This window comes from Pseudomonas sp. MWU12-2345 (assembly GCF_023242385.1).
Classification (GTDB): domain Bacteria; phylum Pseudomonadota; class Gammaproteobacteria; order Pseudomonadales; family Pseudomonadaceae; genus Aquipseudomonas; species Aquipseudomonas gingeri_D.
Genome location: NZ_JALLJA010000020.1, coordinates 76871 through 100183 on the forward strand (window position 1 = coordinate 76871; position 23313 = coordinate 100183).

Consider the following 23313-nt stretch of genomic DNA (forward strand, 5'->3'; position numbering starts at 1 on the left):
CACGCGGCCCGCCTGGACTGTAACCCGCAGTTCCAAAGCGGCTGCCGTGTTGTATTCGCTTGAATGATGGAACGCTTATGTCCACTGTAAACACTCGCCTGCGCGCTGCCCGGGCGTCTTCCCCGTTCGCCCTGAACGAGGCCCGCGCCCGCTTGCGCCAGGGCACCACGCTGATGTGCGGCATCCTGCTCGCCCCTGCCGTCTTCGCCGTCGACTCGCCGGAAGAGTCCGCCCGGGAAATCGCCCCAACGGTGATTACCGCCATCGCCCCCAGCTCGCCGCTGACGGTGATCACCGATCCCAAGGACCCGCGCCAGCCGGTCCCCGCCAGTGACGGCGGCGACTACCTCAAGACCATCCCCGGCTTTGCCCTGGTACGCAATGGCGGCACCAACGGCGACCCGGTGCTGCGCGGCATGTTCGGCTCGCGGCTGAACATCCTCACCAATGGCGGCCAGATGCTCGGCGCCTGCCCGGGCCGGATGGACGCGCCGACCTCCTACATTTCCCCGGAAACCTACGACAAGCTGACGGTGATCAAAGGGCCGCAAACCGTACTCTGGGGCCCCGGCGCCTCGGCCGGGACCATCCTCTTCGACCGTGAGCCGGAGCACTTCGGCGAACTCGGCACGCGGGTCAATGCCAGCGTGCTGGCCGGCTCCAACGGGCGTTTCGACAAAGTCGTCGATGCCGCCGCTGGCGGTCCGTCGGGCTATGTCCGGGCGATCGGCAACCAGGCCCGTGCGGGCGACTACAAGGACGGCAATGGCGACCGCGTGCCCTCGCGCTACGACAAGTGGAACGGCGACGTCGCCCTGGGCTGGACGCCGGATGCCGACACCCTGCTGGAACTGACCGCCGGCAAGGGCGACGGTGAAGCCCGCTACGCCGGGCGCGGCATGGACGGTTCGCAGTTCAAGCGCGAAAGCCTCGGCCTGCGTTTTGAAAGGTCGAACCTCGGCGAAGTGCTCGACAAGCTCGAGGCCCAGGTCTACTACAACTACGCCGACCATGTGATGGACAACTACAGCCTGCGCCAGCCCTCCGGCACCGGGATGATGGCCGGCCCCATGGCCTCCAATGTCGACCGCCGCACCCTCGGCGCGCGACTCAAGGCCACCTGGCGCTGGGCCGACTGGCAACTGATCGGCGGCCTTGATGGGCAGACCGACGAACACCGCCAGCGCAGCAGCATGGGCATCGACACTTACGAGAGCCTGCCACGCAACCGGGATGCCGAGTTCCACAACTACGGCGTCTTCGGCGAACTGATCTGGTACGCCGCCGAGCGTGACCGCCTGATCAGCGGCGCGCGGCTGGACCGCGCCTCGGCCAAGGACTTTCGCCAGCACATCGGTTCCGGGATGAGCGCCCAGCCCAATCCGACCGCCGGCCAGACCCGTGCAGACAGTCTGCCCAGTGGCTTCATGCGCTACGAGCATGACCTGGCCGACAGCCCGACCACGCTGTACGCCGGCCTCGGTCACGCCAAACGTTTCCCGGACTACTGGGAACTGTTCTCCCCCGACCAGGGCCCGAGTGGTTCGCTCAACGCCTTCGATGCCATCAAGCCGGAGAAGACCACCCAGCTGGATGTCGGCCTGCAGTACAAGACCGAGGACCTGGAGGCCTGGGCCTCGGGCTATGTCGGCCAGGTGCGTGACTTCATCCTGTTCAACTACCAGCCGGGAATGATGGGCACGACCTCCCAGGCGCGCAATATCGACGCGCGGATCATGGGCGGCGAGCTCGGCGCGGCCTATCGGCTGACGGCCAACTGGAAAGCCGATGCCAGCCTGGCCTATGCCTGGGGCAAGAACACCAGCGACGGCAAGGCACTGCCGCAGATGCCGCCCCTGGACACCCGCCTGGGCCTCACCTATAGCCGCGACAACTGGAGTGCCGGAGGTCTGTGGCGAGTGGTTGCGCGACAGAACCGCATCGATCTGAACGAGGGCAATGTGGTCGGCAAGGACTTTTCCAAAAGTGCCGGCTTCGGCGTGTTCTCCCTCAACGGCGCCTATCGGATCAACAGCCACGTGAAGCTCAGCAGCGGCGTCGACAACCTGTTCAACAAGGCATACGCCGAGCACCTGAACCTGGCGGGCAACGCCGGGTTCGGCTACCCGGCCAATGACCCGCAAGCCATCAACGAACCGGGGCGCACGTTCTGGACCAAGGTGGATATGAGTTTCTAACCGTAACTGTGGCGAGCGGCGTCCCGACAAGCCCGCTCGCCGCACTGTCACCGTATATCCAATGACTGATACCTTGCGGAGCGCTCCTGATGAGCCAACCTAAAATCTCCTTCTACAACCTGGCCTGGCGCTGGCATTTCTATGCCGGGCTGTTCGTTGCGCCGTTCATGGTCCTGCTGGCCCTGACCGGGATCATCTACCTGTTCAAACCGCAACTCGACCCGCTGTTGTACAGCGACCTGATAACGGTCCAGGCCGGTCATCACCGCCTCAACGCCGACGATCAGATGCGCCGCATCGAGATGGCTTATCCACAGGTGCGGATCAAACAGTACCTGCCGCCGATCAACGCCGAACGCAGCGCTCAGTTCGTGCTGATTCGCGACGGTCGCGAGCTCAACGTGTTCCTCGACCCCTATCGCGGCAACATACTCGGCGAGCAGGATGCCAAGCTCAATCTGCAAGCCGTCGCCCGCGCCCTGCACGGCGAACTGATGATCGGCACCCTCGGCGATCGCCTGGTGGAACTGGCCGCCGGCTGGGGCGTGATGCTGGTGGTGTCCGGCCTCTATCTCTGGTGGCCACGGGGCCGTTCCAGTGCCGGCGTGCTCTGGCCACGCCTGAGCCAGCGCGGACGCATCGTCTGGCGCGACCTGCACGCCGTCACTGGGTTCTGGGGCGCCGGGCTGCTGCTGTTCATGCTGCTCAGCGGCATGACCTGGACCGGGGTCTGGGGCAAGCAGTACGCCGAGGTCTGGAACAAGTTTCCCGATGCCATGTGGAACAACATGCCCAAGTCCGACCTCGAGGCCCGCAGCCTCAACGACGCGACCCGCCAGACCGTGCCCTGGGCCCTGGAAAACACGCCGATGCCGATGTCCGGCGACCATGCCGAACACATGAACCACGGCGCCACCTCAAGCGCCCCGGCAGCACCGGGCATCAGCCTGCAACAGGTGGTGGACATCGCCGCCACGCGCCAGGTCGAACCCGGCTACAGCATCACCCTGCCGACCACCGCCGAAGGCGTGTTCACCATCGCCGTGTTCGCCGACGACCCGCGCAACGACGCCACCCTGCATGTCGACCAGTACAACGGCAGGGTCCTGGCCGATGTGCGCTGGCAGCACTACGGCAATGTCGCCCGGGCCACGGAAATGGGCGTGATGCTCCATGAAGGCAAGCTGTTCGGGACGCCCAACCAGCTGGTCATGTTGCTGGTGTGCCTGATGATCCTGCTCAGTGCCGTCAGCGGCGTGGTGATGTGGTGGAAGCGTCGTCCGCAAGGCAGCCTCGGTGTACCGCCGCTGCGCCACGATCTGCCACGCTGGAAAACCGCCCTGGTGATCATGTTCGCCCTGGCGATCCTGTTCCCTTTGGTCGGTGTTTCGCTGGTGGTCGTCTGGCTGCTGGACTGGGCGCTGCTGTCGCGTCTCAAGGGCGAACCTGAGTCCGCTTCATCTTCAACCTGAACAGGTTGAGAGGCACGGCACAGGGGAATCTGTAGGCTTTTAATGCGAAACTATTGCAAACGCACACTGTTACAATATAACAATGTGCGCCGCAAACTTGTAGGAGCCGGCTTGCCGGCGATGAGGCCTGTGAGCCCTGCATCGGTCTTTCGGCCGCCATCGCCGGCAAGCCGGCTCCTACAAGGGTTTTGCGTGTATTCCCCCCGACAATGAGTAACAAATGACCTCGCTGACCCTCACCGATCTCGCCTGGACGCCTCCCGGCCATGACCGCTGCCAACACCAGTTTCAACTGCGTGATGCCAACCTGCGGGTGGCGGCCGGTGAGTTCGTCGGCCTGATCGGTCCCAACGGCAGCGGCAAGACCAGCCTGCTGCGTTGCGCCTACCGCTTCAGCCAACCGGGACACGGCGAGGTCCTGCTCGAACACCAGAACGTCTGGAAACAATCGCCACGCTGGTGCGCCCAGCGCATCGCCGTGGTGCTCCAGGAATTCCCCGATGCCTTTGGCCTGACCGTTGACGAAGTGGTCGCCATGGGCCGCACCCCGCACAAGAAACTCTTCGACGGCGACACCGAGGCCGACCGCCGACTGATTCGTCAATCCATTGAATCAGTAGGTATGCAGGGCTTCGAAGAGCACGCCTTCGCCACCCTCTCCGGTGGTGAAAAACAACGCGTGATCCTCGCCCGCGCCCTGGCCCAGCAACCGCAACTGCTGATCCTCGACGAACCGACCAACCACCTCGACCCGCGCTTCCAGCTGGAACTGTTGCGCCTGGTCAGGCAACTGAAGATCGGCACCCTGGCGAGCATCCACGACCTCAACCTCGCCGCGGCCTTCTGCGACCGGCTGTATGTGCTCCAGCACGGGCGCATCGTCGCCAGCGGCACACCCGCCGAGGTCCTGACCGTCGAGCTGCTACGGGAAGTCTTCGGCGTCGAAGCGCTGATCGATACCCACCCACTCTCCGGCTACCCGCGAATCACCTGGATAACCCAACCATGAAGCTACGGCACCTGGCGCTCTGCCTCGGTTCACTGTTCACGTCCATGGCCGCCCTGGCCGAATCGACGCACTACCCGCTGACGCTCCAGAGCTGCAACCGCGAGGTGACCTTCAAGGAGGCGCCGAAACACGCGGTCAGCCATGACATCAACATGACCCAGATGATGCTCGCCCTCGGCCTCAAGCCACGCATGGCCGGCTATAGCGGGATCAGCGGCTGGAAATCAGTCACCCCGGAAATGGCGAAAACCCTCGACGGCCTGCCGGAACTGGCGGCCAAGTACCCGTCGGTGGAAACCCTGCTCAATGCCAACGTCGATTTCTTCTTCGCCGGCTGGGACTACGGCATGACGGTCGGCGGCGCCCTCACCCCGGCGACACTGACGCCCCTGGGCATCAACGTCTACGAGCTGACCGAGTCCTGTGCCTTCGTGATGAAACGCGCGGGTGCCAGCCTCGACGACACCTACAACGACCTGCACAACCTGGGCAAGATCTTCGACGTGCAGGACCGCGCCAATGCCCTGATCGGCGAGATGCGGGCGCGGGTGGCCACGGTGCAGAAAACCCTGCCGGCCGACCGTCCACGAGTGTTCCTCTATGACAGCGGCGAAGACCGCGCCATGACCTCCGGCCGCCTGGCCATGCCCCAGGCGCTGATCGAAGCCGCTGGCGGGCGCAACGTCCTCGACGACGTCGATGCCAGCTGGACCCGGGTCAACTGGGAAAGCGTGGTGGAGAAAAATCCCCAGGTGATCGTGATCGTCGACTACAGCGAAGTCACCGCCGAGCAGAAGCAGCACTTCCTGGAAACCAACCCGGCGCTGCAGTCGGTGGACGCTATCCGCAACAAGCGCTTCGTGGTCATCCCTTATGTCGAGGCGACGCCGGGCATCGATAACGTCAAGGCCATCGAAACCCTCGCCAAGGCCTTCCACCCGCAATGATGAATCGCCGCTATGGCTCGTTGCTGGCCGCCCTCGGCGCCTTGTTGCTGCTGTCCTGCGTCCTCTCCCTGGGCTTCGGCCCGGCGCGGGTGCCGGTGGATGTCGTGTGGCGGATTCTCTCGTACAAGGCGCTGGGCCTGGGCGAGGTGAACTGGAGCGCCGGGCAGGAGCATATCGTCTGGCTGATCCGCGTACCGCGCATGCTCCTCGGCGTGCTGGTGGGCGCCGGGCTGGCGTTGATCGGCGCGGTCTTGCAGGCGGTCACGCGCAATCCCCTGGCCGACCCGCACCTGCTCGGGGTGACCTCCGGGGCGACCCTCGGCGCGGTGATCGTGGTCCTGCATGTGGGCGAGATCGTCGGCCTGCTGACCTTGCCCATCGCCGCCTTTATCGGTGCCCTGGCCAGTATGCTGGCGGTGCTCGCCATCGCCAGTCGCAACGGTCGGCTGGAGAGCGACCGGCTGCTGCTGTGCGGGGTCGCGGTGTCCTTCGTGATGATGGCGCTGGCCAACCTGCTGCTGTTTCTCGGCGATCATCGGGCCAGCTCCGCGGTGCTGTTCTGGATGCTTGGCGGCCTCGGCCTGGCGCGTTGGGAGCTGCTGCCGATACCGGCGGCGAGCGTGCTGCTGGGGCTGGTGCTGCTGGTGAGCATGGCCCGGCCATTGAACGCCCTTATGGCTGGCGAGCAGACTGCCGTGACCCTCGGCCTGAGTGCACGCAATGTGCGTCTGAAGGTATTCCTGATCGCCTCGCTGATGACCGGCGTGCTGGTTTCCATCAGCGGCTCCATCGGTTTTGTCGGCCTGATGGTGCCGCATATCGCCCGCTACCTGGTGGGCGCGGAACACCGGCGCCTGCTGCCGGTGTCGGCGCTGCTGGGGAGCCTGTTCCTGGTCTGGGTCGATGTCGCGGCGCGGACCCTGATCGCGCCCGAAGACTTGCCAATCGGGGTGGCCACGGCGGCCATTGGCGGGTTGTTTTTTATCGGGCTGATGCGGCGCCGGTGAGGGCCTCTTCGCGAGCAAGCTCTGCTCCTACAGGTTCTGCGTCGTTCACAAATATAGTTGCTCGACACTGACACTGTAGGAGCAGAACTTGTCGGAGCCCCGGACCGTCGCGAAGACGGTATCAGCACCAATCTGGCACTCTCTGCGCACCGCAACGCCCATGTCGCCCCCGCTTGGTGCGACTGTTCAGACCAGTACCGCTCAAACACGACGGTTTCCTGCCTTTCCCCGACTGGGCACAGCCTTTGCAAAAGCCCCTTCAGTGTCTGCATCTGCCAACCAAAAAAACTTTGAACATCTGGAGATCGCACCAATGAAGCGTCGTAGCTTGATCAAGGCTTTCACACTGACGGCATCCATTGCCGCCATGGGCATGACCTGGACCGTCCAGGCCGCCGAGACCATCAAGGTCGGCATCCTGCACTCGCTGTCCGGCACCATGGCAATCTCCGAAACCTCGCTCAAAGACATGGCGCTGATGACCATCGACGAGATCAACGCCAAGGGTGGAGTCAACGGCAAGATGCTCGAACCGGTGGTGGTCGACCCAGCGTCCAACTGGCCGCTGTTCGCCGAAAAAAGCCGGCAGTTGCTGACCCAGGACAAGGTCGCCGTGGTGTTCGGTTGCTGGACCTCGGTGTCGCGCAAATCGGTGCTGCCGGTGTTCGAGGAACTCAACGGCCTGCTGTTCTACCCGGTGCAGTATGAAGGCGAGGAAATGTCGCCGAACGTGTTCTACACCGGCGCCGCGCCGAACCAGCAGGCGATCCCGGCGGTGGAATACCTGATGAGCGAAGACGGCGGCGCGGCCAAGCGCTTCTTCCTGCTCGGCACCGACTATGTCTACCCGCGCACCACCAACAAGATCCTGCGTTCGTTCCTGCATTCCAAGGGGGTCGCGGACAAGGATATCGAAGAGGTCTACACCCCGTTCGGCCACGCCGACTACCAGACCATCGTCGCCAACATCAAGAAGTTCTCCGCCGGCGGCAAGACGGCCGTCATCTCCACCGTCAATGGCGACTCCAATGTGCCGTTCTACAAGGAACTGGCCAACCAGGGCCTGAAAGCCACCGACGTACCGGTGGTGGCCTTCTCCGTGGGCGAGGAAGAACTGCGCGGCATCGATACCAAGCCGTTGGTGGGCAACCTGGCGGCGTGGAACTACTTCGAGTCGGTGGATAACCCGGTGAACAAGAAATTCGTCGCCGACTGGAAAGCCTACGCCAAGAAGAAAAACCTCCCGGGCGCCGACAAGGCCGTGACCAACGACCCGATGGAGGCCACCTACGTCGGCATCCACATGTGGGCCCAGGCGGCGGAAAAAGCCAAGTCCACCGATGTCGACAAAGTCCGTGAAGCTCTGGCCGGCCAGACCTTCGCCGCACCGTCGGGCTACACCCTGACCATGGACCCGACCAACCATCACCTGCACAAGCCGGTGATGATCGGCGAGATCCAGGCCGACGGTCAGTTCAACGTGGTCTGGCAGACCAAGGGCCCGATCCGTGCCCAGCCGTGGAGCCCGTTTATCCCGGGCAACGACAAGAAGCCGGATTATGCGGTGAAGAGCAACTGAGTAATCGCTGACGGTCGGCCCGGCAGGTATTCGCGGGCCGACCCAATCCCCTTGTAGGAGCCGGCTTGCCGGCGATGGCGGCCGGACGGTCGATACAAGACTTGCGGGCCTCATCGCCGGCAAGCCGGCTCCTACAAGGTCTTATGCAAGGCCATTGCTATGCCCACTGCCCTATACCGCTTTCTCCTAGCCCTGGCACTGCTGTTGCCGATGGCCGCCCACGCCGGGGACGCCGAAGACTTCGTCGCCGCCGACTCCAGCCAACAGGCCGCCCTGCTGGAAACCTGGGCCGCGCACCCGGAACCGGCACGCATCGAGCTGATCAACGCCCTGCAAAGTGGACAGTTGACCCTCAATGGCGAAACCAAGACCCTGCGCCTGAACAACCGCCTGCGCGGCCTGATCGACACCGCCGTCGCCGCCCAGCAACTGCTCGCCGCCGATGCCAAGGTGCGCCTGGCCGCCGCCCAGCAACTGCAAAAAAGCGCCAAGCCGGCGCAGCTGAAATTCCTCGACCAGCAACTGGCCGGCGAAACCGACACCGATGTCCACGCCGCCCTGAGCCTGGCCCTGGCCAATCTGCAATTGGTCGACAGCGACCCGGCCGTCCGCCTGGCCGCCGTGCGCCTGCTCGGTGACAGTGGCGACCCGCTGGCCCGCACCCGCCTCGAAGGCCTGCTGCAACCCGGGGTCGAAGCCGACGCCGGCGTGCACACCGCCGCCGAAACCAGCCTGGCGCAAGTCAAACGCAAGCTGATGATCGGCGAATGGCTCGGCCAGGCCTTCAGCGGCCTGTCCCTGGGCTCGATCCTGCTGCTGGCGGCCCTCGGCCTGGCGATCACCTTCGGCCTGCTCGGGGTGATCAATATGGCCCACGGCGAAATGCTGATGCTCGGTGCCTATGCCACCTATGTCGTGCAGTTGCTGTTCCAGCGCTTCCTGCCCCAGGCCATCGAGTTCTACCCACTGGTGGCCCTGCCGGTGGCGTTCTTCGTCACCGCCGGGATCGGCATGGCCCTGGAACGCACGATCATCCGCCATCTCTACGGGCGACCACTGGAAACCCTGCTCGCCACCTGGGGCATCAGCCTGATGCTGATCCAGCTGGTCCGCCTGGTATTCGGTGCGCAGAACGTCGAGGTGGCCAACCCGGCCTGGCTTTCCGGCGGCATCCAGGTGCTGCCCAATCTGGTCCTGCCCTACAACCGCCTGGTGATCATCGCCTTCGCGCTGTTCGTGGTGGTCCTCACCTGGCTGCTTCTGAACAGAACCCGCCTGGGCCTGAACGTCCGCGCCGTCACCCAGAACCGCAATATGGCCGCCTGCTGCGGCGTGCCCACCGGACGGGTGGACATGCTCGCCTTTGGCCTCGGCTCCGGGATCGCCGGTTTGGGCGGCGTCGCCCTGAGCCAGATCGGCAACGTCGGCCCGGACCTCGGCCAGAGCTACATCATCGACTCCTTCCTGGTGGTGGTGCTTGGCGGGGTCGGCCAGTTGGCCGGCAGCGTCATGGCCGCCTTCGGCCTGGGCATCGCCAACAAGATCCTCGAACCGCAGATCGGTGCGGTGCTGGGCAAGATCCTGATCCTCGCGCTGATCATTCTGTTTATCCAGAAACGCCCGCAAGGACTCTTCGCACTGAAAGGACGGGTGATCGACTGATGAACCAGCCCCTGATGCTCACCGCGAGCCAAAAAGCCGGGCCCGGCCTGACCATTGCCGTCGGCGCGATCGTGCTGGCGCTGCTGCTGGCCCTGCCGCTGCTGTCGCTGCTGCCGCCGGAGAACCTGTTCCACGTCTCGGCCTACACCCTGACCCTGGTGGGCAAGATTCTCTGCTACGCCATCGTCGCCCTGGCCCTGGACCTGGTCTGGGGTTACGCCGGCCTGCTATCCCTGGGCCATGGCCTGTTCTTCGCCCTCGGCGGCTACGCCATGGGCATGTACCTGATGCGCCAGGCGTCCGGCGACGAGCTGCCGGCGTTCATGACCTTCCTGTCCTGGACCGAACTGCCCTGGTACTGGACCGGCACCAGCCACTTTCTCTGGGCCCTGTGCCTGGTGGTGCTGGCGCCGGGGCTGCTGGCGCTGGTGTTCGGCTTCTTCGCCTTCCGCTCGCGGATCAAGGGCGTGTATTTCTCGATCATGACCCAGGCCCTGACCTTCGCCGGCATGCTGCTGTTCTTCCGCAACGAAACCGGCTTCGGCGGCAACAACGGCTTTACCAACTTCCGCAGCATCCTCGGTTTCGGCATCACCGAACCGGGCACCCGCGCGGTGCTGTTCTTCGCCACCGTGGTCTTGCTGGTGACCAGCCTCTACAGCGGCTGGCGCCTGGCCAGGAGCAAGTTCGGGCGGGTGCTGACGGCATTGCGCGATGCGGAAAACCGCCTGATGTTCTGTGGCTACGATCCCCGTGGCTTCAAGCTCTTCGTCTGGGTCTTGAGCGCCGTGTTGTGCGGACTGGCCGGGGCGCTGTATGTGCCGCAGGTGGGGATCATCAACCCCAGCGAAATGTCACCGACCAACTCCATCGAGGCCGCCGTGTGGGTGGCCCTGGGCGGGCGCGGCAGCCTGATCGGCCCGCTGCTCGGCGCGGGCATGGTCAACGGCATGAAGAGCTGGTTCACCGTGGCCTTTCCCGAATACTGGCTGTTTTTCCTCGGCGCGCTGTTTATCGTCGTGACCCTGTATCTGCCCAAGGGCGTGATCGGGCTGCTGAAGAAAAGGGGCGAACAATGAGAGTCACCGCGACCGCCGAATTCATGCTCGAACCGATCCTCGAACCCAACAAGGACGCCGGCAGCAGCCGCGACGCCCTCGGTCTCGGCCAGGCCAGGGGCGACGGCCTGGACACCCGCCACGGCACCATCCTGACCCTGGAAGATATCAGCGTCAGCTTCGACGGCTTCAAGGCCCTGAACAACCTGAACCTGTACATCGGCGTCGGCGAGCTGCGCTGCATCATCGGCCCCAATGGCGCGGGCAAGACCACCCTGATGGACGTGATCACCGGCAAGACCCGCCCCAGCCATGGCAAGGCCTGGTTCGGCGAAACCCTCGACCTGTCGGCGATGAGCGAAGTGCAGATCGCCCAGGCCGGGATCGGCCGCAAGTTCCAGAAGCCGACGGTGTTCGAGGCGCTGACGGTGTTCGAGAACCTGGAGCTGGCGCAGAAGACCGACAAATCGGTATGGGCCAGCCTGCGGGCGCGTTTGAGCGGTGAGCAGAAGGACGGGATTGCCCAGGTCCTGGAAACCATTCGCCTGACCGGCTCGGTCAATCGCCCGGCCGGTTTGTTGTCCCATGGCCAGAAGCAGTTCCTGGAGATCGGCATGTTGCTGGTGCAGGACCCGCAACTGTTGCTGCTCGACGAACCGGTGGCGGGCATGACCGATGCCGAGACCGAGTTCACCGCCGAGCTGTTCAAGAGCCTGGCCGGCAAGCATTCGCTGATGGTGGTGGAGCACGACATGGGTTTTGTCGGCGCGATTGCCGACCATGTCACCGTGCTGCACCAGGGCAGTGTGCTGGCCGAAGGCTCGCTTGAGCAGGTGCAGGAAAACGAGCGGGTGATCGAAGTCTACCTCGGTCGATGAAAACACGGCTCACGATGGCGGCGAATGTGACATCGCCATCGCCAGCAAGCCGGCTCCCACAAGGGCAGTGAGTGTCTCCGCCCCCCCTGTAGGAGCTGGCTTGCCAGCGATAGCGATCGACGAAACACCACAGGTTCAGGAATACAACCATGCTCCAAGTCGACAAACTGCACCAGTACTACGGCGGCAGCCACATCCTGCGGGGCCTGTCCTTTGACGTGAAAGTCGGCGAAGTCACCTGCCTGCTGGGCCGCAACGGGGTGGGCAAGACTACCCTGCTCAAATGCCTGATGGGCCTGCTGCCGGCCAAGGAAGGGGCGGTGCAGTGGGAAGGCAAACCCATCACCAACCTCAAACCGCACCAACGGGTCCACGCCGGCATTGCCTACGTGCCCCAGGGCCGGGAAATCTTCGGCCGCCTGAGCGTGGAAGAAAACCTGCTGATGGGCCTCTCGCGCTTCCCTGGCGCCGACGCCAAGGAAGTGCCGGCGTTCATCTACGAACTATTCCCGGTCCTGCTGCAAATGAAGCAACGCCGTGGCGGCGATCTTTCCGGCGGCCAGCAGCAACAGCTGGCCATCGGAAGGGCCCTGGCCAGCCGTCCACGCCTGCTGATCCTCGACGAACCCACCGAAGGCATCCAGCCCTCGGTGATCAAGGAGATCGGCGCGGTGATCAAGAAACTCGCCGCCCGCGGCGATATGGCGATCCTGCTGGTGGAGCAGTTCTACGATTTCGCCGCCGAGTTGGCCGATCAGTACCTGGTGATGTCCCGGGGCGAGATTGTCCAGCAAGGTCGCGGAGAAAATATGGAAGCCGAAGGTGTGCGCGGACTGGTTACGATCTAACCTGTAGCGTCACGACGATAATTAGAAACCATGAATTCAACTGTCACTCACGCCCTGTTCACTCCCAGCTGGCACGCCGAGCTCGAACTCGGCTACGCCCGCTTCGGCGATTGCACGCGCCCGGTCACCCGGCGCCACCTGGGCCCGTTGCGGGTGCAGAAACACCTGTACGCCGAAGGTCCGCAAGTCTGCCAGCACATTATCGTCCACCCGCCCGGGGGGATTGCCGGCGGTGACCGGCTGGCCATCAGCGCCCGCGTCGAAACCGATGCCTGGGCGCAACTGACCAGCCCCGGCGCCGCGAAGTGGTATCGCGCCAACGGGCCGGCCTACCAGACCCTGGACCTGAAGGTCGCCGCCGGCGCGACCCTGGAATGGCTGCCCCAGGAAACCATCGTCTTCAGCGCGGCCCAGGCCGAGTTGAACACCCGCATTGACCTTGAAGGCGACGCCCGCTTGCTCTACTGGGATATGGTCGCCCTCGGGCGCCCCGCCAGCGGTGAACGCTTTGATCGCGGGCATTTCCAGTCACAGCTGGATATCCGTCGCGACGGCCAACTGCTCTGGCACGAACGCCAACGCATCCAGGGCGACGACGGCCTGCTCGACTCGCCCATCGGCCTCGACGGCCAACCGGTCTTCGCCACCCTGCTGGTGACCGGTGAGATCGACAGCGAGCTGCTCGAACGCTGCCGTTCAGTGCCGACCCGGGTGCGCGGCGACCTCACCCAACTGCCCGGCCTGCTGGTCGCCCGCTGCCTGGCCGGCGAGGCCCTGCATGCCCGTGCCTGGCTGATCGAGCTGTGGCGGCTATTGCGCCCGGCCCTGCTGGGGCGCGAGGCCGTGCCGCCGAGGATCTGGAACACATGAATATGCCAACCTTCTTTTACTGCCTGCCAACGGACTCCGAACCATGGACCTGACTCCCCGCGAAAAAGACAAACTGCTGATTTTTACCGCTGGTCTGGTGGCCGAACGGCGCCTGGCCCGTGGGGTGAAACTCAACTATCCGGAAGCCATGGCCTATATCTCGGCGGCTCTGCTGGAAGGTGCCCGCGATGGCCGGACCGTGGCCGAGCTGATGCACTTCGGCACCACCCTGCTCAACCGCGAACAAGTGATGGAAGGCATCCCGGAAATGATCCCGGAGATCCAGGTCGAGGCCACCTTCCCCGATGGCACCAAGCTGGTCACCGTCCACCAACCCATCGCCTGAGGCCGAGCATGTCCTACGTAATCCGCGATGCCGTCCACGCCGACCTGCCGGCGATCCGCGACATCTACAACGACGCGGTGCTCAACACCACGGCGATCTGGAACGAACAACCGGTGGACCTGGGCAATCGCCAGGCCTGGTTCAGCGCCCGGCAAGGCCAGGCTTACCCGATCCTGGTGATCGTCGACAGTGCTGACACCGTGCTCGGCTATGCCTCCTTCGGCGACTGGCGGCCCTTCGAGGGCTTCCGCCACACCGTCGAACACTCGGTCTATGTGCGCAGCGACCAGCGCGGCAATGGCCTTGGCCCGCAACTGATGGCAGTGCTGATCGAGCGCGCCCGTGGCTGCGGCAAACATGTAATGGTCGCCGCCATCGAAAGTGGTAACGCCGCTTCCATTCGCCTGCATGAACGCCAGGGTTTCACCATCACCGGGCAGATGCCCCAGGTGGGGGTGAAGTTCGGCCGCTGGCTGGACCTGACCTTTATGCAACTGACTCTGAATCCGGGTGCCCTGCCGCCCGCCGTCAACCAGGAGTAACCGCCATGAACGCCGCCCAACTGCGTCGTGTGAATAACGAAAGCTTTGCGCACTACCGCCAGGGTTTGATCGATTTGCTGCTTGACGCCGTTCGGCACGGCGCCAGTGTAGGTTTCATGGCCGATCTCGATGCCGGCCAGGCCCGCAACTACTTCGATACGGTGCAAACCGCGCTGCAGGACGGCAGCCTGCTGCTCTGGGTGGTGGTGCGTGACGAACAGGTGCTGGCCAGCGTGCAACTGAGCCTGTGCCAGAAGGCCAACGGCCTGAACCGCGCCGAAATCCAGAAGCTGCTGGTGTACAGCGAGGCCCGCCATCGCGGTCTCGGCCAGCAACTGATCCAGGCCCTGGAGCAGACGGCAAAACAGCACAAGCGTGGCCTGCTGCACCTCGACACCGAGGCCGGCTCCGAAGCCGAAGCCTTCTACAGCGCCCTGGGCTACACCCGGGTCGGCGAACTGCCGAACTACTGCACGACACCGGATGGTCGCTACAAGGCCACCGCCATTTACTTCAAGACCCTGGGACAACCCGAATGATTCCTGGTGAATATCAGATCCAGCCCGGCGACATCGAACTCAATGTCGGTCGCCGCACCCTCAGCCTGAATGTGGCGAACAGCGGTGACCGACCGATCCAGGTCGGTTCGCACTATCACTTTTTCGAGACCAACGACGCCTTGAGCTTCGATCGCGCCGCCAGCCGCGGCATGCGCCTGAATATCCCCGCCGGCACCGCCGTGCGCTTCGAACCGGGGCAGAGCCGGGACGTTGAATTGGTGGAGTTGGCCGGGTTGCGGCGGGTGTTCGGGTTTGCCGGGCGGGTGATGGGCGACCTTGACTGAGGTGTTGCCTGTACCGACGCCTTCGCGGGCAAGCCCTGCTCCTACAGTTCTGCGTCGAATACAAATTCTGCGTACGACATAAATCTGTAGGAGCAGGGCTTGCCCGCGAAGACGGACTCAAGTTCGCCATCACCAATTCGCCTGACACCGGATGAATGCTCGCCCTTTTTTAAGGACCCACAATGAAGATTTCCAGACAAGCCTACGCCGACATGTTCGGCCCCACCGTCGGCGACAAGGTGCGCCTGGCCGACACCGAACTGTGGATCGAAGTGGAAAAGGACTTCACCACCTACGGTGAAGAAGTGAAATTCGGCGGCGGCAAGGTGATCCGCGACGGCATGGGCCAGGGCCAGCTGCTGGCCGCTGAGGTCGTCGACACCCTGATCACCAACGCCCTGATCATCGACCACTGGGGCATCGTCAAGGCCGACGTCGGCCTCAAGGACGGGCGCATCGCCGCCATCGGCAAGGCCGGCAATCCGGATATCCAGCCCGACGTGACCATCGCCATCGGCGCCAGCACCGAAGTCATCGCCGGCGAAGGCATGATCCTCACCGCCGGCGGCATCGACACCCATATCCACTTCATCTGCCCGCAGCAGATCGAAGAAGCGCTGATGAGCGGCGTCACCACCATGATCGGCGGCGGCACGGGGCCGGCCACCGGCACCAACGCCACCACCTGCACCTCCGGGCCCTGGCACCTGGCGCGCATGCTCCAGGCCGCCGATGCCTTCCCGATGAACATCGGCTTCACCGGCAAGGGCAACGCCAGCCTGCCACAGCCGCTGATCGAGCAGGTCGAGGCCGGCGCCATCGGCCTCAAGCTCCACGAAGACTGGGGCACCACGCCGGCGGCCATCGACAACTGCCTGAGCGTGGCCGACCAGTACGACGTGCAGGTGGCGATCCACACCGACACCCTCAACGAATCCGGTTTTGTCGAAACCACCCTCGGCGCGTTCAAGGGCCGCACCATCCACACCTATCACACCGAAGGCGCGGGCGGCGGCCATGCGCCGGACATCATCAAGGCCTGCGGTTTCCCCAATGTGCTGCCCAGCTCGACCAACCCGACCCGGCCGTTCACCCGCAATACCATCGACGAACATCTGGACATGCTGATGGTCTGCCATCACCTCGACCCGAGCATCGCCGAGGACGTGGCCTTTGCCGAAAGCCGTATCCGCCGGGAAACCATCGCCGCCGAAGACATCCTCCACGACCTCGGCGCGTTCTCGATGATCAGCTCCGACAGCCAGGCCATGGGCCGGGTCGGTGAAGTCATCACCCGCACCTGGCAGACCGCCGACAAGATGAAGAAACAACGCGGCCCGCTGCCGGGCGACGGGGACGGCAACAGCAACTTCCGGGTCAAGCGCTACATCGCCAAATACACCATCAACCCGGCGATCACCCATGGCATCAGCCATGAAGTGGGCTCGATCGAAGTGGGCAAATGGGCCGACCTGGTGCTCTGGCGCCCGGCGTTCTTCGGTGTGAAACCGACGCTGATCCTCAAGGGCGGGGCGATTGCCGCCAGCCTGATGGGCGACGCCAATGCCTCGATCCCGACGCCGCAGCCGGTGCACTACCGGCCGATGTTCGCCAGCTACGGCGGCTCATTGCACGCCACCAGCCTGACCTTTATCAGCCAGGCGGCGCAGGCCGCGGGGATTCCCCAGAGCCTGGGCTTGAAGAAAAAAATTGCGGTGGTCAAAGGCTGCCGCGATGTGCAGAAAACCGACCTGATCCACAACGACTACCTGCCGCAGATCGACGTCGACCCGCAGACCTACCAGGTCAAGGCCGATGGCGTACTGCTATGGTGCGAACCGGCGGACGTGCTGCCGATGGCGCAGCGCTACTTCCTCTTCTGAGCCCAGGCCAGCCATGGATGGCTTGGCCGTCAGGGTTGGATGGCGGCAAAGAAGGTTTTCGACGTCTCGACCAGCCCCAACTGCTGCAGGCAGTCATTGATCCCATCCATCATCCCGAGGTCACCCGGATGGGGCTTGCCGTCCAGCACACGATGCAAGGCACACAGGAACAATAATTTGCCGACGGCATTGTCGTTGGCCATATCCTTTTTCCCGTCGGCAATGCTCAGTGCCGCCTGGTTGATCTGGCTTTCGGTGTTGCTCAACAGATCTGCTTTGTTCATGACAGTCGCTCCTTTGAAGAGGTACTGCTTTGAGTGAATACAGCACGAATTCACACTAAGCCTGCCGGGAGGTAGCGTCTACTGTCAGAAATGACAGGTATAGATGAGTCAGGCCACCTGAAACCCACCCCTCAAAAGGGACTGAAAAGCGCTAAGCTAGCCCTCATAAAGAGCGATCCTCCCTTCGAGGCAACAAGCATGCACCTATCAACCTTTATCGTGCAGCAGGTCGACAGCATCGTCGATGAGTGGGAACAGTTCGCCAAGACCCTGACCCCGGCGGCGGACACCATGGGCCGGGTCGCCTTGCGTGACCACGCCAAATCGATCCTGCTGGCCGCCGCCCGGGATATGGAAACCAGCCAGAGCACCAGCCAACAGACCGCTAAGTCCAAGGGCGACAGCCTGGACAGCAGCCCCGGCCTGGACATCGCGGCGGCCAGCCACGGCGAACTGCGCCACACCGCTGGTTTCGACCTGATGCAGATGACCTCGGAGTTCCGTCACCTGCGCGCCTGCGTGATTCGCCGCTGGGTCAATAGCCTGGTGTCGCCGGAGCTGACACATTTCCAGGAGATGATTCGCTTCAACGAAGCCATCGACGAAGCCCTGACCGAATCCACCGCCGCCTACGCCGAGCAGGTCAACCGTTCACGGGATATTTTCCTCGCCATCCTCGGCCATGACCTGCGAGCGCCCTTGCAGGCCGTGACCATGTCCACCGAAATGCTGGTGCGCAAGACCCGCCTCGATGCCGACGGCCTGGTCTATGTCGCCAATATCAAAAGTGGCACCCGTCATATGAGCAGCATGATCAGCGACTTGCTGGAGTTTGTCCGCAGCCGCCTGGGCAGCAGCCTGCCCATCGACCCGGCACCGATGGACCTGAGCAGTGCGGCGAAAGCCGCCATCAATGAAGCCTGGGCCGGGCAGCCGGATTGCCTGCCGTTGCTGAAGGTGGAAGGTGATGTCCATGGGGTCTGGGATCGCGGGCGCATCGAGCAACTGCTGCAAAACCTGATCGGCAATGCCTTGCAGCACGGTGCCAACCATCGGCCACTGACCCTGAGCCTGGACGGCGGCACGGACAGGGTTCGCCTGACCATGCACAACTTCGGCACGCCGATCCCCCAGGAAGCCCTGGCGACGATCTTCGATCCGTTGGTGCGCGGCGCTGATGAAGAGATCGGCCAGCCGGGTACCGCCACCAGCCTGGGGTTGGGGCTGTATATCGCCAAGGAAGTGGTGACGGCCCATCAGGGTACGATAGAGGTCAGCTCCAGCGCCGAAGACGGCACACGTTTTACCGTGGTCCTGCCCAGAATCTCTCGGGCCTAGGGCCCAGGCCTGTATTCACTCGTGCACAAAGCGCCCCAGGCGCTGGCGCAGCATCTGGTTCTCCGCCCGCAGCAGTTGCACTTCCGCCAGCAGGTCCAGCGCCAGGGCGACGCCTTCCCACTCCAGCTCAAGATCCCGATGCAGCTTCACCGCGCGGCGGGCAATACCCGGCGCTTCATCGCCAAAACGCCAGGCCTCGGGCGAGCGCCCCTGAGGTTCAAGAATGCCGTGTTCGACGATTTCGATCACGTAGGCAACCGGCAATTGGGTCACCTCACAAAAAGCCTGCATATCCAGTTGAACGTTCAAGGGGCTGCTCATGATTAGCTACTCCATTGCTCTCTCGGGTCGAAGGCGGCCTTTTTCGCCAGTTCCTGCCACAACGCCTTGACGGCATCGTCGTTCTGCCGTGGCATCACCGCCTTGAGTTGTACGAACAGATATCCGCGCTGCCCGGCCTTGTTCAGCAGGCCGTGGCCCTTGGCCCGCATACGCTGGCCGTTCTGGCTGCCCGCCGGGACCTTGAGGTTGATCTTGCCGGTCAGGGTCGGCACCGCGATCTCCGCGCCCAACGCCAATTCCCAGGGCGCCAGCGGCAGGGTGATGATCAGGTTCTCTCCTTCGACATCGAATTTGGGGTGAGGTGCGAAACGAATCGTCAGGTACAGGTCGCCATTTGCCCCACCGCCGACACCCGGTGCGCCCTGGCCCTTGAGGCGGATACGCTCGCCGTCGGTGACACCGGCCGGAATCTTCACGTTCAGGCTCTTGCTGGTGTTGCTGACATGCTGCCCGGCGGCATTGTGCTGCGGAATCTGGAAGCTGACCTTCTTCGACTCGTTCGAGAGGCTTTCCTCCAGGAAGATCGGTAGTTCAAGTTCCACGTCCTGCCCTCGCCGGCCGGCGCTGCGGCCTGGTTGTCCACCGCCAAAACCGTTGCCGCGCGAGCCGAAGATCGAACTGAAGAAGTCCGAGAAGTCGCCTGTGTCCGCGCCGCCACCACCGAAACCGCCACGGCCCTGCCAACCCGGCGGGCCCTGAAACGGCTGGCCGTGCTGGCCGTATTTGCGCAAGTCGTCGTATTCGGCGCGCTTGTCGGCGCTTTTCAGCGCTTCATAGGCTTCCGACGCGTCCTTGAACTTCGCTTCGGCGTCCTTTTCCTTGCTGACATCCGGGTGATACTTGCGCGCCAGCTTGCGGTACGCGGCCTTGATGGTCTTGTCGTCCGCCGTCGGCTCCACACCCAGGATCTTGTAATAGTCTTTGAAGTCCATCTAAGGATCACCATCCGTTATCGATATCGCGCCGCTCGGCAAGACACAGCATGCGCGCATCGGCGCGACAAAGATTGACCGATCTCAAGGCTGTGACTCAGGGGCGCTGCAGAAGTTTATCGGCCGTTGCCGGAATTTCTTGTCATCGATGGCAACAGGCAGAACCAATGAGTGCAAGTTTGGGGACGATTGCCCACCTTTCAAGTCCAATCCGTTACAAGAAGCGCTATTTAACGGATCGCCGGCCTTCGAATCCGTGCGCGACTGGCATACACTGCGCGGCCGTTTTGCAACCGGAACCCGAACACCATGAACAACGCCTCTCCAGCCCGTGCCTGCGGTATCGACTTCGGCACCTCCAACTCCACCGTCGGCTGGATACGCCCCGGCCTGGAAACGCTGATCGCGCTGGAAGACGACAAGATCACCCTGCCGTCGGTGCTCTTCTTCAATTTCGAGGAGCGCCGTCCGGTCTATGGCCGGCTGGCCCTGCATGAGTACCTGGAAGGCTACGAAGGCCGGCTGATGCGCTCGCTCAAGAGCCTGCTGGGCTCCAAGATGATCAAGCACGACACCAGCGTGCTCGGCACGGCGATGCCATTCAAGGACCTGCTGGGGCTGTTTATCGGCCAGTTGAAGCAACGCGCCGAAACCACTGCAGGACGTGAGTTCGAGCAAGTGGTACTGGGCCGCCCGGTGTTCTTCGTCGACGAAGACCCGGCCGCCGACCAGGAAGCCGAAGACACCCTGGCGGAAGTAGCGAAGAAGCTCGGTTTCAAGGAAGTGTCCTTCCAGTACGAACCGATCGCCGCCGCCTTCGACTACGAGTCGACCCTGGACCGTGAAGAGTTGGTGCTGATCGTCGACATCGGCGGTGGTACCTCGGACTTTTCCCTGGTGCGCCTGTCGCCGGAGCGCCGGGACCTGGACAACCGCCACGACGATATCCTCGCCACCGGCGGCGTGCACATCGGCGGGACCGACTTCGACAAGCAGCTGAGTTTGCAAGGCGTGATGCCGCTGTTCGGCTACGGTAGCCGGATGAAAAGCGGCGCCTATATGCCCACCAGCCATCACATGAACCTGGCGACCTGGCACACCATCAACTCGGTGTACTCGCAGAAAACCCAGCTGGCCCTGGGCAGCATGCGCTACGACATCGAGGACACCGGCGGCATCGATCGCCTGTTCAAGCTGATCGAACAGCGTGCCGGCCACTGGCTGGCGATGGAAATCGAAGAAACCAAGATCGAGCTGACCCATGCCCCACTGCGCCATGTGCCGCTGGATCGCATCGAGCCGGGCTTGAGCGTGGAGTTGAGCCGGGCCCTGTTCGAGTCGGCCATCGACAACCTGCTGGAGCGCATCCGCACCAGCGTCACCCAGTTGCTCGGCGATGCCGGGGTGGGTGTCGCGCAGGTCGACACGGTGTTCTTCACCGGCGGCTCCAGCGCCATTCCGGCACTGCGCCAGAGCGTCTCGGCGATGCTGCCCAATGCCCGCCATGTGGAAGGCAATATCTTCGGCAGCATTGGTAGCGGTCTGGCGATCGAAGCGAAGAAGCGCTACGGCTGAAACAGCGAGGACTGTGGTGCAACGCGGTCCTTCGGCGCCCGTCCACGGCGCCATCGCCGGCAAGCCTGACGGGATGACGCCAGTCGCGTCAGACCAGCTCCGCCAGCTTCAGCTCGCTCTTGATGTACGCATAATAGATCGGCCCCGCCACCACGCCCGGCAGGCCGAAGGCGGCCTCGAACACCAGCATCGCCATAAGCAACTCCCAGGACTTGGCACTGATCTGCCCACCGACGATCCGCGCGTTGAGGAAGTACTCCAGCTTGTGGATAAACATCAGGTAGCCCAACGCCGCCGCCGCGACCCAGATCGACAGCGACAGGCCGACGATGGTGATCAGGGTGTTGGACATCAGGTTGCCGATCACCGGCAACAGCCCGAGCAGGAAGGTCAGCACGATCAGGGTCTTGGTCAGCGGCAGCTTGATCCCGCACAGCGGCAGGATCACCGCCAGGAAGATCGCGGTGAACGCGGTGTTGAGCGCCGAGATCTTGATCTGCGCGAAGACGATATTGCGGAACGCCTGTACCAGCAGCCGCAGGCGGTCGAACAGCGCCGCCGCCAGGGGCTTGCGCAGGGTGATGTCGGAGGCATGCTGCAAGGCCACGATCGCCCCCAGCACCATGCCGATCAGCAGGGTCACGAACATATGCGCAGCGTCCTTGCCCACCAGTTGCAACTCGCTCAGGTGCTTGGTCAGCCACTCGCCGATAGCGACCTGGAACTCCGCCGCACTGGCCGGCAGGTAGGCGTCGATAAACGGCGGCAACTGCCCGCGCGCCTTGTCCACCACCACCATGAATTTGCCGAGGGATGCGCCGGGGTTTTCCGCTTCATGCAGCAGAAAACTGATGGCCCCGGCAAAGATCAGGCTCAGCACACTGACGATCAAGGTGCCCAGCAACGCCACCGCCAGCCAGCGCGCACGCCGTCCGGCAATCAGGTGCTCAAGCTTGGGCGTGAGCATATTGACCAGCTCGAAGACCAACAAACCGGCCAGCAGACTGGGCAGCAGCCGCAACGGCAATGCCAGCAACAACCCACCGAAAACAAGGATCAAACTGGCCAGGACTACATAACGCTGGGAAAACGCTGACATACAGCCTCAAAAAGAACGGCGCTAAAAGACAGGCAGTCTGCCAGCCTTCTCTTGGGAGGACCAGCGGCAGGCGCCAGAAGGACGGTGGCCTGGCATCTTAATGAAGAGTTGTGACAGGCAGGCGACGCAGCATCATGAAATTTCGCGGCAGCAGGGCTTGCCCGGATCACGAGCAAACCCTGCTCCGGTAGAGCGTCAAAACTACTTCTTCTTCAGGCAATTGCTGATGTAGGTCTTGTACGCATCGCCCTTGAGCCCCTGGGGCCGGTTGGCGTTGCAGTCCTTCATTTTCTGCTGCTGCGGGGTCAGCACCTTGGCCGGTGCCGCCATGGTCGCCGCCTTGCTCGCGGGCATGGCCGGTGTGGCGGCAGGGGTGACCGCGGGAGTAGCGGCAGGCGCGGCTTTCAGGCAATTGCTCATAAAGGCCTTGCGTGCATCACCCGCAAGATTCTGGGTCTTGGCGTCCGCGTTGCAAGTGCTCATCTTGCTTTGCTGAGCCGTCGCCGCAAACCCCTGCGAGCAAAGTAACAAGCCGATCAACAACAATGGGATACGAAGCATCTTCATGGAGTGTTCTCCTTGTTACCGTACCGAAGGGCA

23 protein-coding genes are annotated in these 23313 nt (G+C 63.5%); 18 read left to right on the plus strand and 5 right to left on the minus strand.

The features are described 5' to 3' along the window. Window positions 1–77 precede the first annotated feature (77 nt). From M5C71_RS28610 to ureC, 16 genes are all read left to right on the plus strand, one after another. Window positions 78–2198 (plus strand): TonB-dependent copper receptor, encoded by a 2121-nt coding sequence (locus M5C71_RS28610; protein WP_248769307.1) that lies wholly within the window; start codon window positions 78–80, stop codon window positions 2196–2198. Window positions 2199–2287: 89 nt separating this feature from the next. After that, the gene (locus M5C71_RS28615) at window positions 2288–3670 is read left to right on the plus strand and encodes a PepSY domain-containing protein (RefSeq protein ID WP_248769308.1); all 1383 of its coding nucleotides are present in this window, start codon (window positions 2288–2290) and stop codon (window positions 3668–3670) included. 220 nt (window positions 3671–3890) lie between these two features. Beyond that, window positions 3891–4679, plus strand: coding sequence for an ABC transporter ATP-binding protein (locus M5C71_RS28620; protein WP_248769309.1), 789 nt, complete (start codon window positions 3891–3893; stop codon window positions 4677–4679). After that, window positions 4676–5626, plus strand: coding sequence for an ABC transporter substrate-binding protein (locus M5C71_RS28625; protein ID WP_248769310.1), 951 nt, complete (start codon window positions 4676–4678; stop codon window positions 5624–5626). The genes M5C71_RS28620 and M5C71_RS28625 overlap by 4 nt, the downstream gene beginning before the upstream one ends. Continuing rightward, window positions 5623–6633, plus strand: coding sequence for an iron ABC transporter permease (locus M5C71_RS28630; protein WP_152741568.1), 1011 nt, complete (start codon window positions 5623–5625; stop codon window positions 6631–6633). The genes M5C71_RS28625 and M5C71_RS28630 overlap by 4 nt, the downstream gene beginning before the upstream one ends. 313 nt (window positions 6634–6946) lie before the next feature. Then, a complete protein-coding gene (gene urtA / locus M5C71_RS28635; RefSeq protein ID WP_218227687.1) occupies window positions 6947–8212 on the plus strand; it encodes an urea ABC transporter substrate-binding protein in 1266 nt (421 codons plus the stop codon). A gap of 159 nt (window positions 8213–8371) precedes the next feature. Next, entirely contained in the window at window positions 8372–9874 is a 1503-nt protein-coding gene (gene urtB, locus M5C71_RS28640; protein WP_248769311.1) for an urea ABC transporter permease subunit UrtB, read from the plus strand. Beyond that, window positions 9874–10953 carry an urea ABC transporter permease subunit UrtC gene (gene urtC, locus M5C71_RS28645; protein ID WP_103495226.1) on the plus strand — a complete coding sequence of 360 codons (1080 nt, stop codon included), beginning with the start codon at window positions 9874–9876 and terminating at the stop codon, window positions 10951–10953. Before urtB ends, urtC begins: the two co-directional genes overlap by 1 nt. Further along, window positions 10950–11810 carry an urea ABC transporter ATP-binding protein UrtD gene (urtD, locus tag M5C71_RS28650; RefSeq protein ID WP_248769312.1) on the plus strand — a complete coding sequence of 287 codons (861 nt, stop codon included), beginning with the start codon at window positions 10950–10952 and terminating at the stop codon, window positions 11808–11810. The genes urtC and urtD overlap by 4 nt, the downstream gene beginning before the upstream one ends. A gap of 149 nt (window positions 11811–11959) precedes the next feature. Then, a complete protein-coding gene (gene urtE / locus M5C71_RS28655; RefSeq protein ID WP_248769313.1) occupies window positions 11960–12658 on the plus strand; it encodes an urea ABC transporter ATP-binding subunit UrtE in 699 nt (232 codons plus the stop codon). Window positions 12659–12688: 30 nt separating this feature from the next. Beyond that, window positions 12689–13528, plus strand: a complete 840-nt coding sequence (locus M5C71_RS28660; protein ID WP_103495229.1) for an urease accessory protein UreD — start codon at window positions 12689–12691, stop codon at window positions 13526–13528. 43 nt (window positions 13529–13571) lie between these two features. Then, entirely contained in the window at window positions 13572–13874 is a 303-nt protein-coding gene (gene ureA / locus M5C71_RS28665) for an urease subunit gamma (RefSeq protein ID WP_103495230.1), read from the plus strand. 8 nt (window positions 13875–13882) lie between these two features. Continuing rightward, on the plus strand, window positions 13883–14416 hold the full coding sequence (locus M5C71_RS28670) for a GNAT family N-acetyltransferase (RefSeq protein ID WP_248769314.1): 534 nt from the start codon (window positions 13883–13885) through the stop codon (window positions 14414–14416). Window positions 14417–14421: 5 nt separating this feature from the next. Beyond that, window positions 14422–14955 (plus strand): GNAT family N-acetyltransferase, encoded by a 534-nt coding sequence (locus M5C71_RS28675; RefSeq protein ID WP_248769315.1) that lies wholly within the window; start codon window positions 14422–14424, stop codon window positions 14953–14955. After that, window positions 14952–15260, plus strand: a complete 309-nt coding sequence (locus M5C71_RS28680; protein WP_100944249.1) for an urease subunit beta — start codon at window positions 14952–14954, stop codon at window positions 15258–15260. Before M5C71_RS28675 ends, M5C71_RS28680 begins: the two co-directional genes overlap by 4 nt. Window positions 15261–15442: 182 nt before the next feature. Then, entirely contained in the window at window positions 15443–17143 is a 1701-nt protein-coding gene (gene ureC / locus M5C71_RS28685; RefSeq protein ID WP_152741561.1) for an urease subunit alpha, read from the plus strand. Between the two features lie 29 nt (window positions 17144–17172). On the opposite strand, the gene M5C71_RS28690 is transcribed toward ureC, so the two are convergent. Next, on the minus strand, window positions 17173–17427 hold the full coding sequence (locus M5C71_RS28690; RefSeq protein WP_103495234.1) for a hypothetical protein: 255 nt from the start codon (window positions 17425–17427) through the stop codon (window positions 17173–17175). Between the two features lie 198 nt (window positions 17428–17625). On the opposite strand from M5C71_RS28690, the gene M5C71_RS28695 reads away from it, so the two are divergent. Next, the gene (locus M5C71_RS28695) at window positions 17626–18765 is read left to right on the plus strand and encodes a HAMP domain-containing sensor histidine kinase (RefSeq protein WP_103495235.1); all 1140 of its coding nucleotides are present in this window, start codon (window positions 17626–17628) and stop codon (window positions 18763–18765) included. A gap of 15 nt (window positions 18766–18780) precedes the next feature. Here M5C71_RS28695 and M5C71_RS28700 read toward each other — a convergent pair whose 3' ends face one another. After that, a complete protein-coding gene (locus tag M5C71_RS28700) occupies window positions 18781–19086 on the minus strand; it encodes a chaperone modulator CbpM (protein ID WP_103495236.1) in 306 nt (101 codons plus the stop codon). A 2-nt stretch (window positions 19087–19088) separates the two neighbouring features. After that, a complete protein-coding gene (locus M5C71_RS28705) occupies window positions 19089–20039 on the minus strand; it encodes a DnaJ C-terminal domain-containing protein (protein WP_103495237.1) in 951 nt (316 codons plus the stop codon). Window positions 20040–20348: 309 nt separating this feature from the next. On the opposite strand from M5C71_RS28705, the gene M5C71_RS28710 reads away from it, so the two are divergent. After that, window positions 20349–21614, plus strand: coding sequence for an Hsp70 family protein (locus M5C71_RS28710; protein ID WP_248769316.1), 1266 nt, complete (start codon window positions 20349–20351; stop codon window positions 21612–21614). Window positions 21615–21702: 88 nt separating this feature from the next. On the opposite strand, the gene M5C71_RS28715 is transcribed toward M5C71_RS28710, so the two are convergent. Beyond that, the gene (locus M5C71_RS28715) at window positions 21703–22713 is read right to left on the minus strand and encodes a hypothetical protein (RefSeq protein ID WP_177101270.1); all 1011 of its coding nucleotides are present in this window, start codon (window positions 22711–22713) and stop codon (window positions 21703–21705) included. Between the two features lie 201 nt (window positions 22714–22914). Beyond that, a complete protein-coding gene (locus tag M5C71_RS28720; protein ID WP_248747639.1) occupies window positions 22915–23280 on the minus strand; it encodes a PsiF family protein in 366 nt (121 codons plus the stop codon). Between the last annotated feature and the right edge of the window lie 33 nt (window positions 23281–23313).

Bases quoted from the DNA above. Each gene is read 5' to 3' on its own strand.
- M5C71_RS28610 (WP_248769307.1), top strand. From the start codon at position 78: ATGTCCACTGTAAACACTCGCCTGCGCGCTGCCCGGGCGTCTTCCCCG.
- M5C71_RS28615 (WP_248769308.1), top strand. From the start codon at position 2,288: ATGAGCCAACCTAAAATCTCCTTCTACAACCTGGCCTGGCGCTGGCAT.
- M5C71_RS28620 (WP_248769309.1), top strand. From the start codon at position 3,891: ATGACCTCGCTGACCCTCACCGATCTCGCCTGGACGCCTCCCGGCCAT.
- M5C71_RS28625 (WP_248769310.1), top strand. From the start codon at position 4,676: ATGAAGCTACGGCACCTGGCGCTCTGCCTCGGTTCACTGTTCACGTCC.
- M5C71_RS28630 (WP_152741568.1), top strand. From the start codon at position 5,623: ATGATGAATCGCCGCTATGGCTCGTTGCTGGCCGCCCTCGGCGCCTTG.
- urtA (WP_218227687.1), top strand. From the start codon at position 6,947: ATGAAGCGTCGTAGCTTGATCAAGGCTTTCACACTGACGGCATCCATT.
- urtB (WP_248769311.1), top strand. From the start codon at position 8,372: ATGCCCACTGCCCTATACCGCTTTCTCCTAGCCCTGGCACTGCTGTTG.
- urtC (WP_103495226.1), top strand. From the start codon at position 9,874: ATGAACCAGCCCCTGATGCTCACCGCGAGCCAAAAAGCCGGGCCCGGC.
- urtD (WP_248769312.1), top strand. From the start codon at position 10,950: ATGAGAGTCACCGCGACCGCCGAATTCATGCTCGAACCGATCCTCGAA.
- urtE (WP_248769313.1), top strand. From the start codon at position 11,960: ATGCTCCAAGTCGACAAACTGCACCAGTACTACGGCGGCAGCCACATC.
- M5C71_RS28660 (WP_103495229.1), top strand. From the start codon at position 12,689: ATGAATTCAACTGTCACTCACGCCCTGTTCACTCCCAGCTGGCACGCC.
- ureA (WP_103495230.1), top strand. From the start codon at position 13,572: ATGGACCTGACTCCCCGCGAAAAAGACAAACTGCTGATTTTTACCGCT.
- M5C71_RS28670 (WP_248769314.1), top strand. From the start codon at position 13,883: ATGTCCTACGTAATCCGCGATGCCGTCCACGCCGACCTGCCGGCGATC.
- M5C71_RS28675 (WP_248769315.1), top strand. From the start codon at position 14,422: ATGAACGCCGCCCAACTGCGTCGTGTGAATAACGAAAGCTTTGCGCAC.
- M5C71_RS28680 (WP_100944249.1), top strand. From the start codon at position 14,952: ATGATTCCTGGTGAATATCAGATCCAGCCCGGCGACATCGAACTCAAT.
- ureC (WP_152741561.1), top strand. From the start codon at position 15,443: ATGAAGATTTCCAGACAAGCCTACGCCGACATGTTCGGCCCCACCGTC.
- M5C71_RS28690 (WP_103495234.1), bottom strand. From the start codon at position 17,427: ATGAACAAAGCAGATCTGTTGAGCAACACCGAAAGCCAGATCAACCAG.
- M5C71_RS28695 (WP_103495235.1), top strand. From the start codon at position 17,626: ATGCACCTATCAACCTTTATCGTGCAGCAGGTCGACAGCATCGTCGAT.
- M5C71_RS28700 (WP_103495236.1), bottom strand. From the start codon at position 19,086: ATGAGCAGCCCCTTGAACGTTCAACTGGATATGCAGGCTTTTTGTGAG.
- M5C71_RS28705 (WP_103495237.1), bottom strand. From the start codon at position 20,039: ATGGACTTCAAAGACTATTACAAGATCCTGGGTGTGGAGCCGACGGCG.
- M5C71_RS28710 (WP_248769316.1), top strand. From the start codon at position 20,349: ATGAACAACGCCTCTCCAGCCCGTGCCTGCGGTATCGACTTCGGCACC.
- M5C71_RS28715 (WP_177101270.1), bottom strand. From the start codon at position 22,713: ATGTCAGCGTTTTCCCAGCGTTATGTAGTCCTGGCCAGTTTGATCCTT.
- M5C71_RS28720 (WP_248747639.1), bottom strand. From the start codon at position 23,280: ATGAAGATGCTTCGTATCCCATTGTTGTTGATCGGCTTGTTACTTTGC.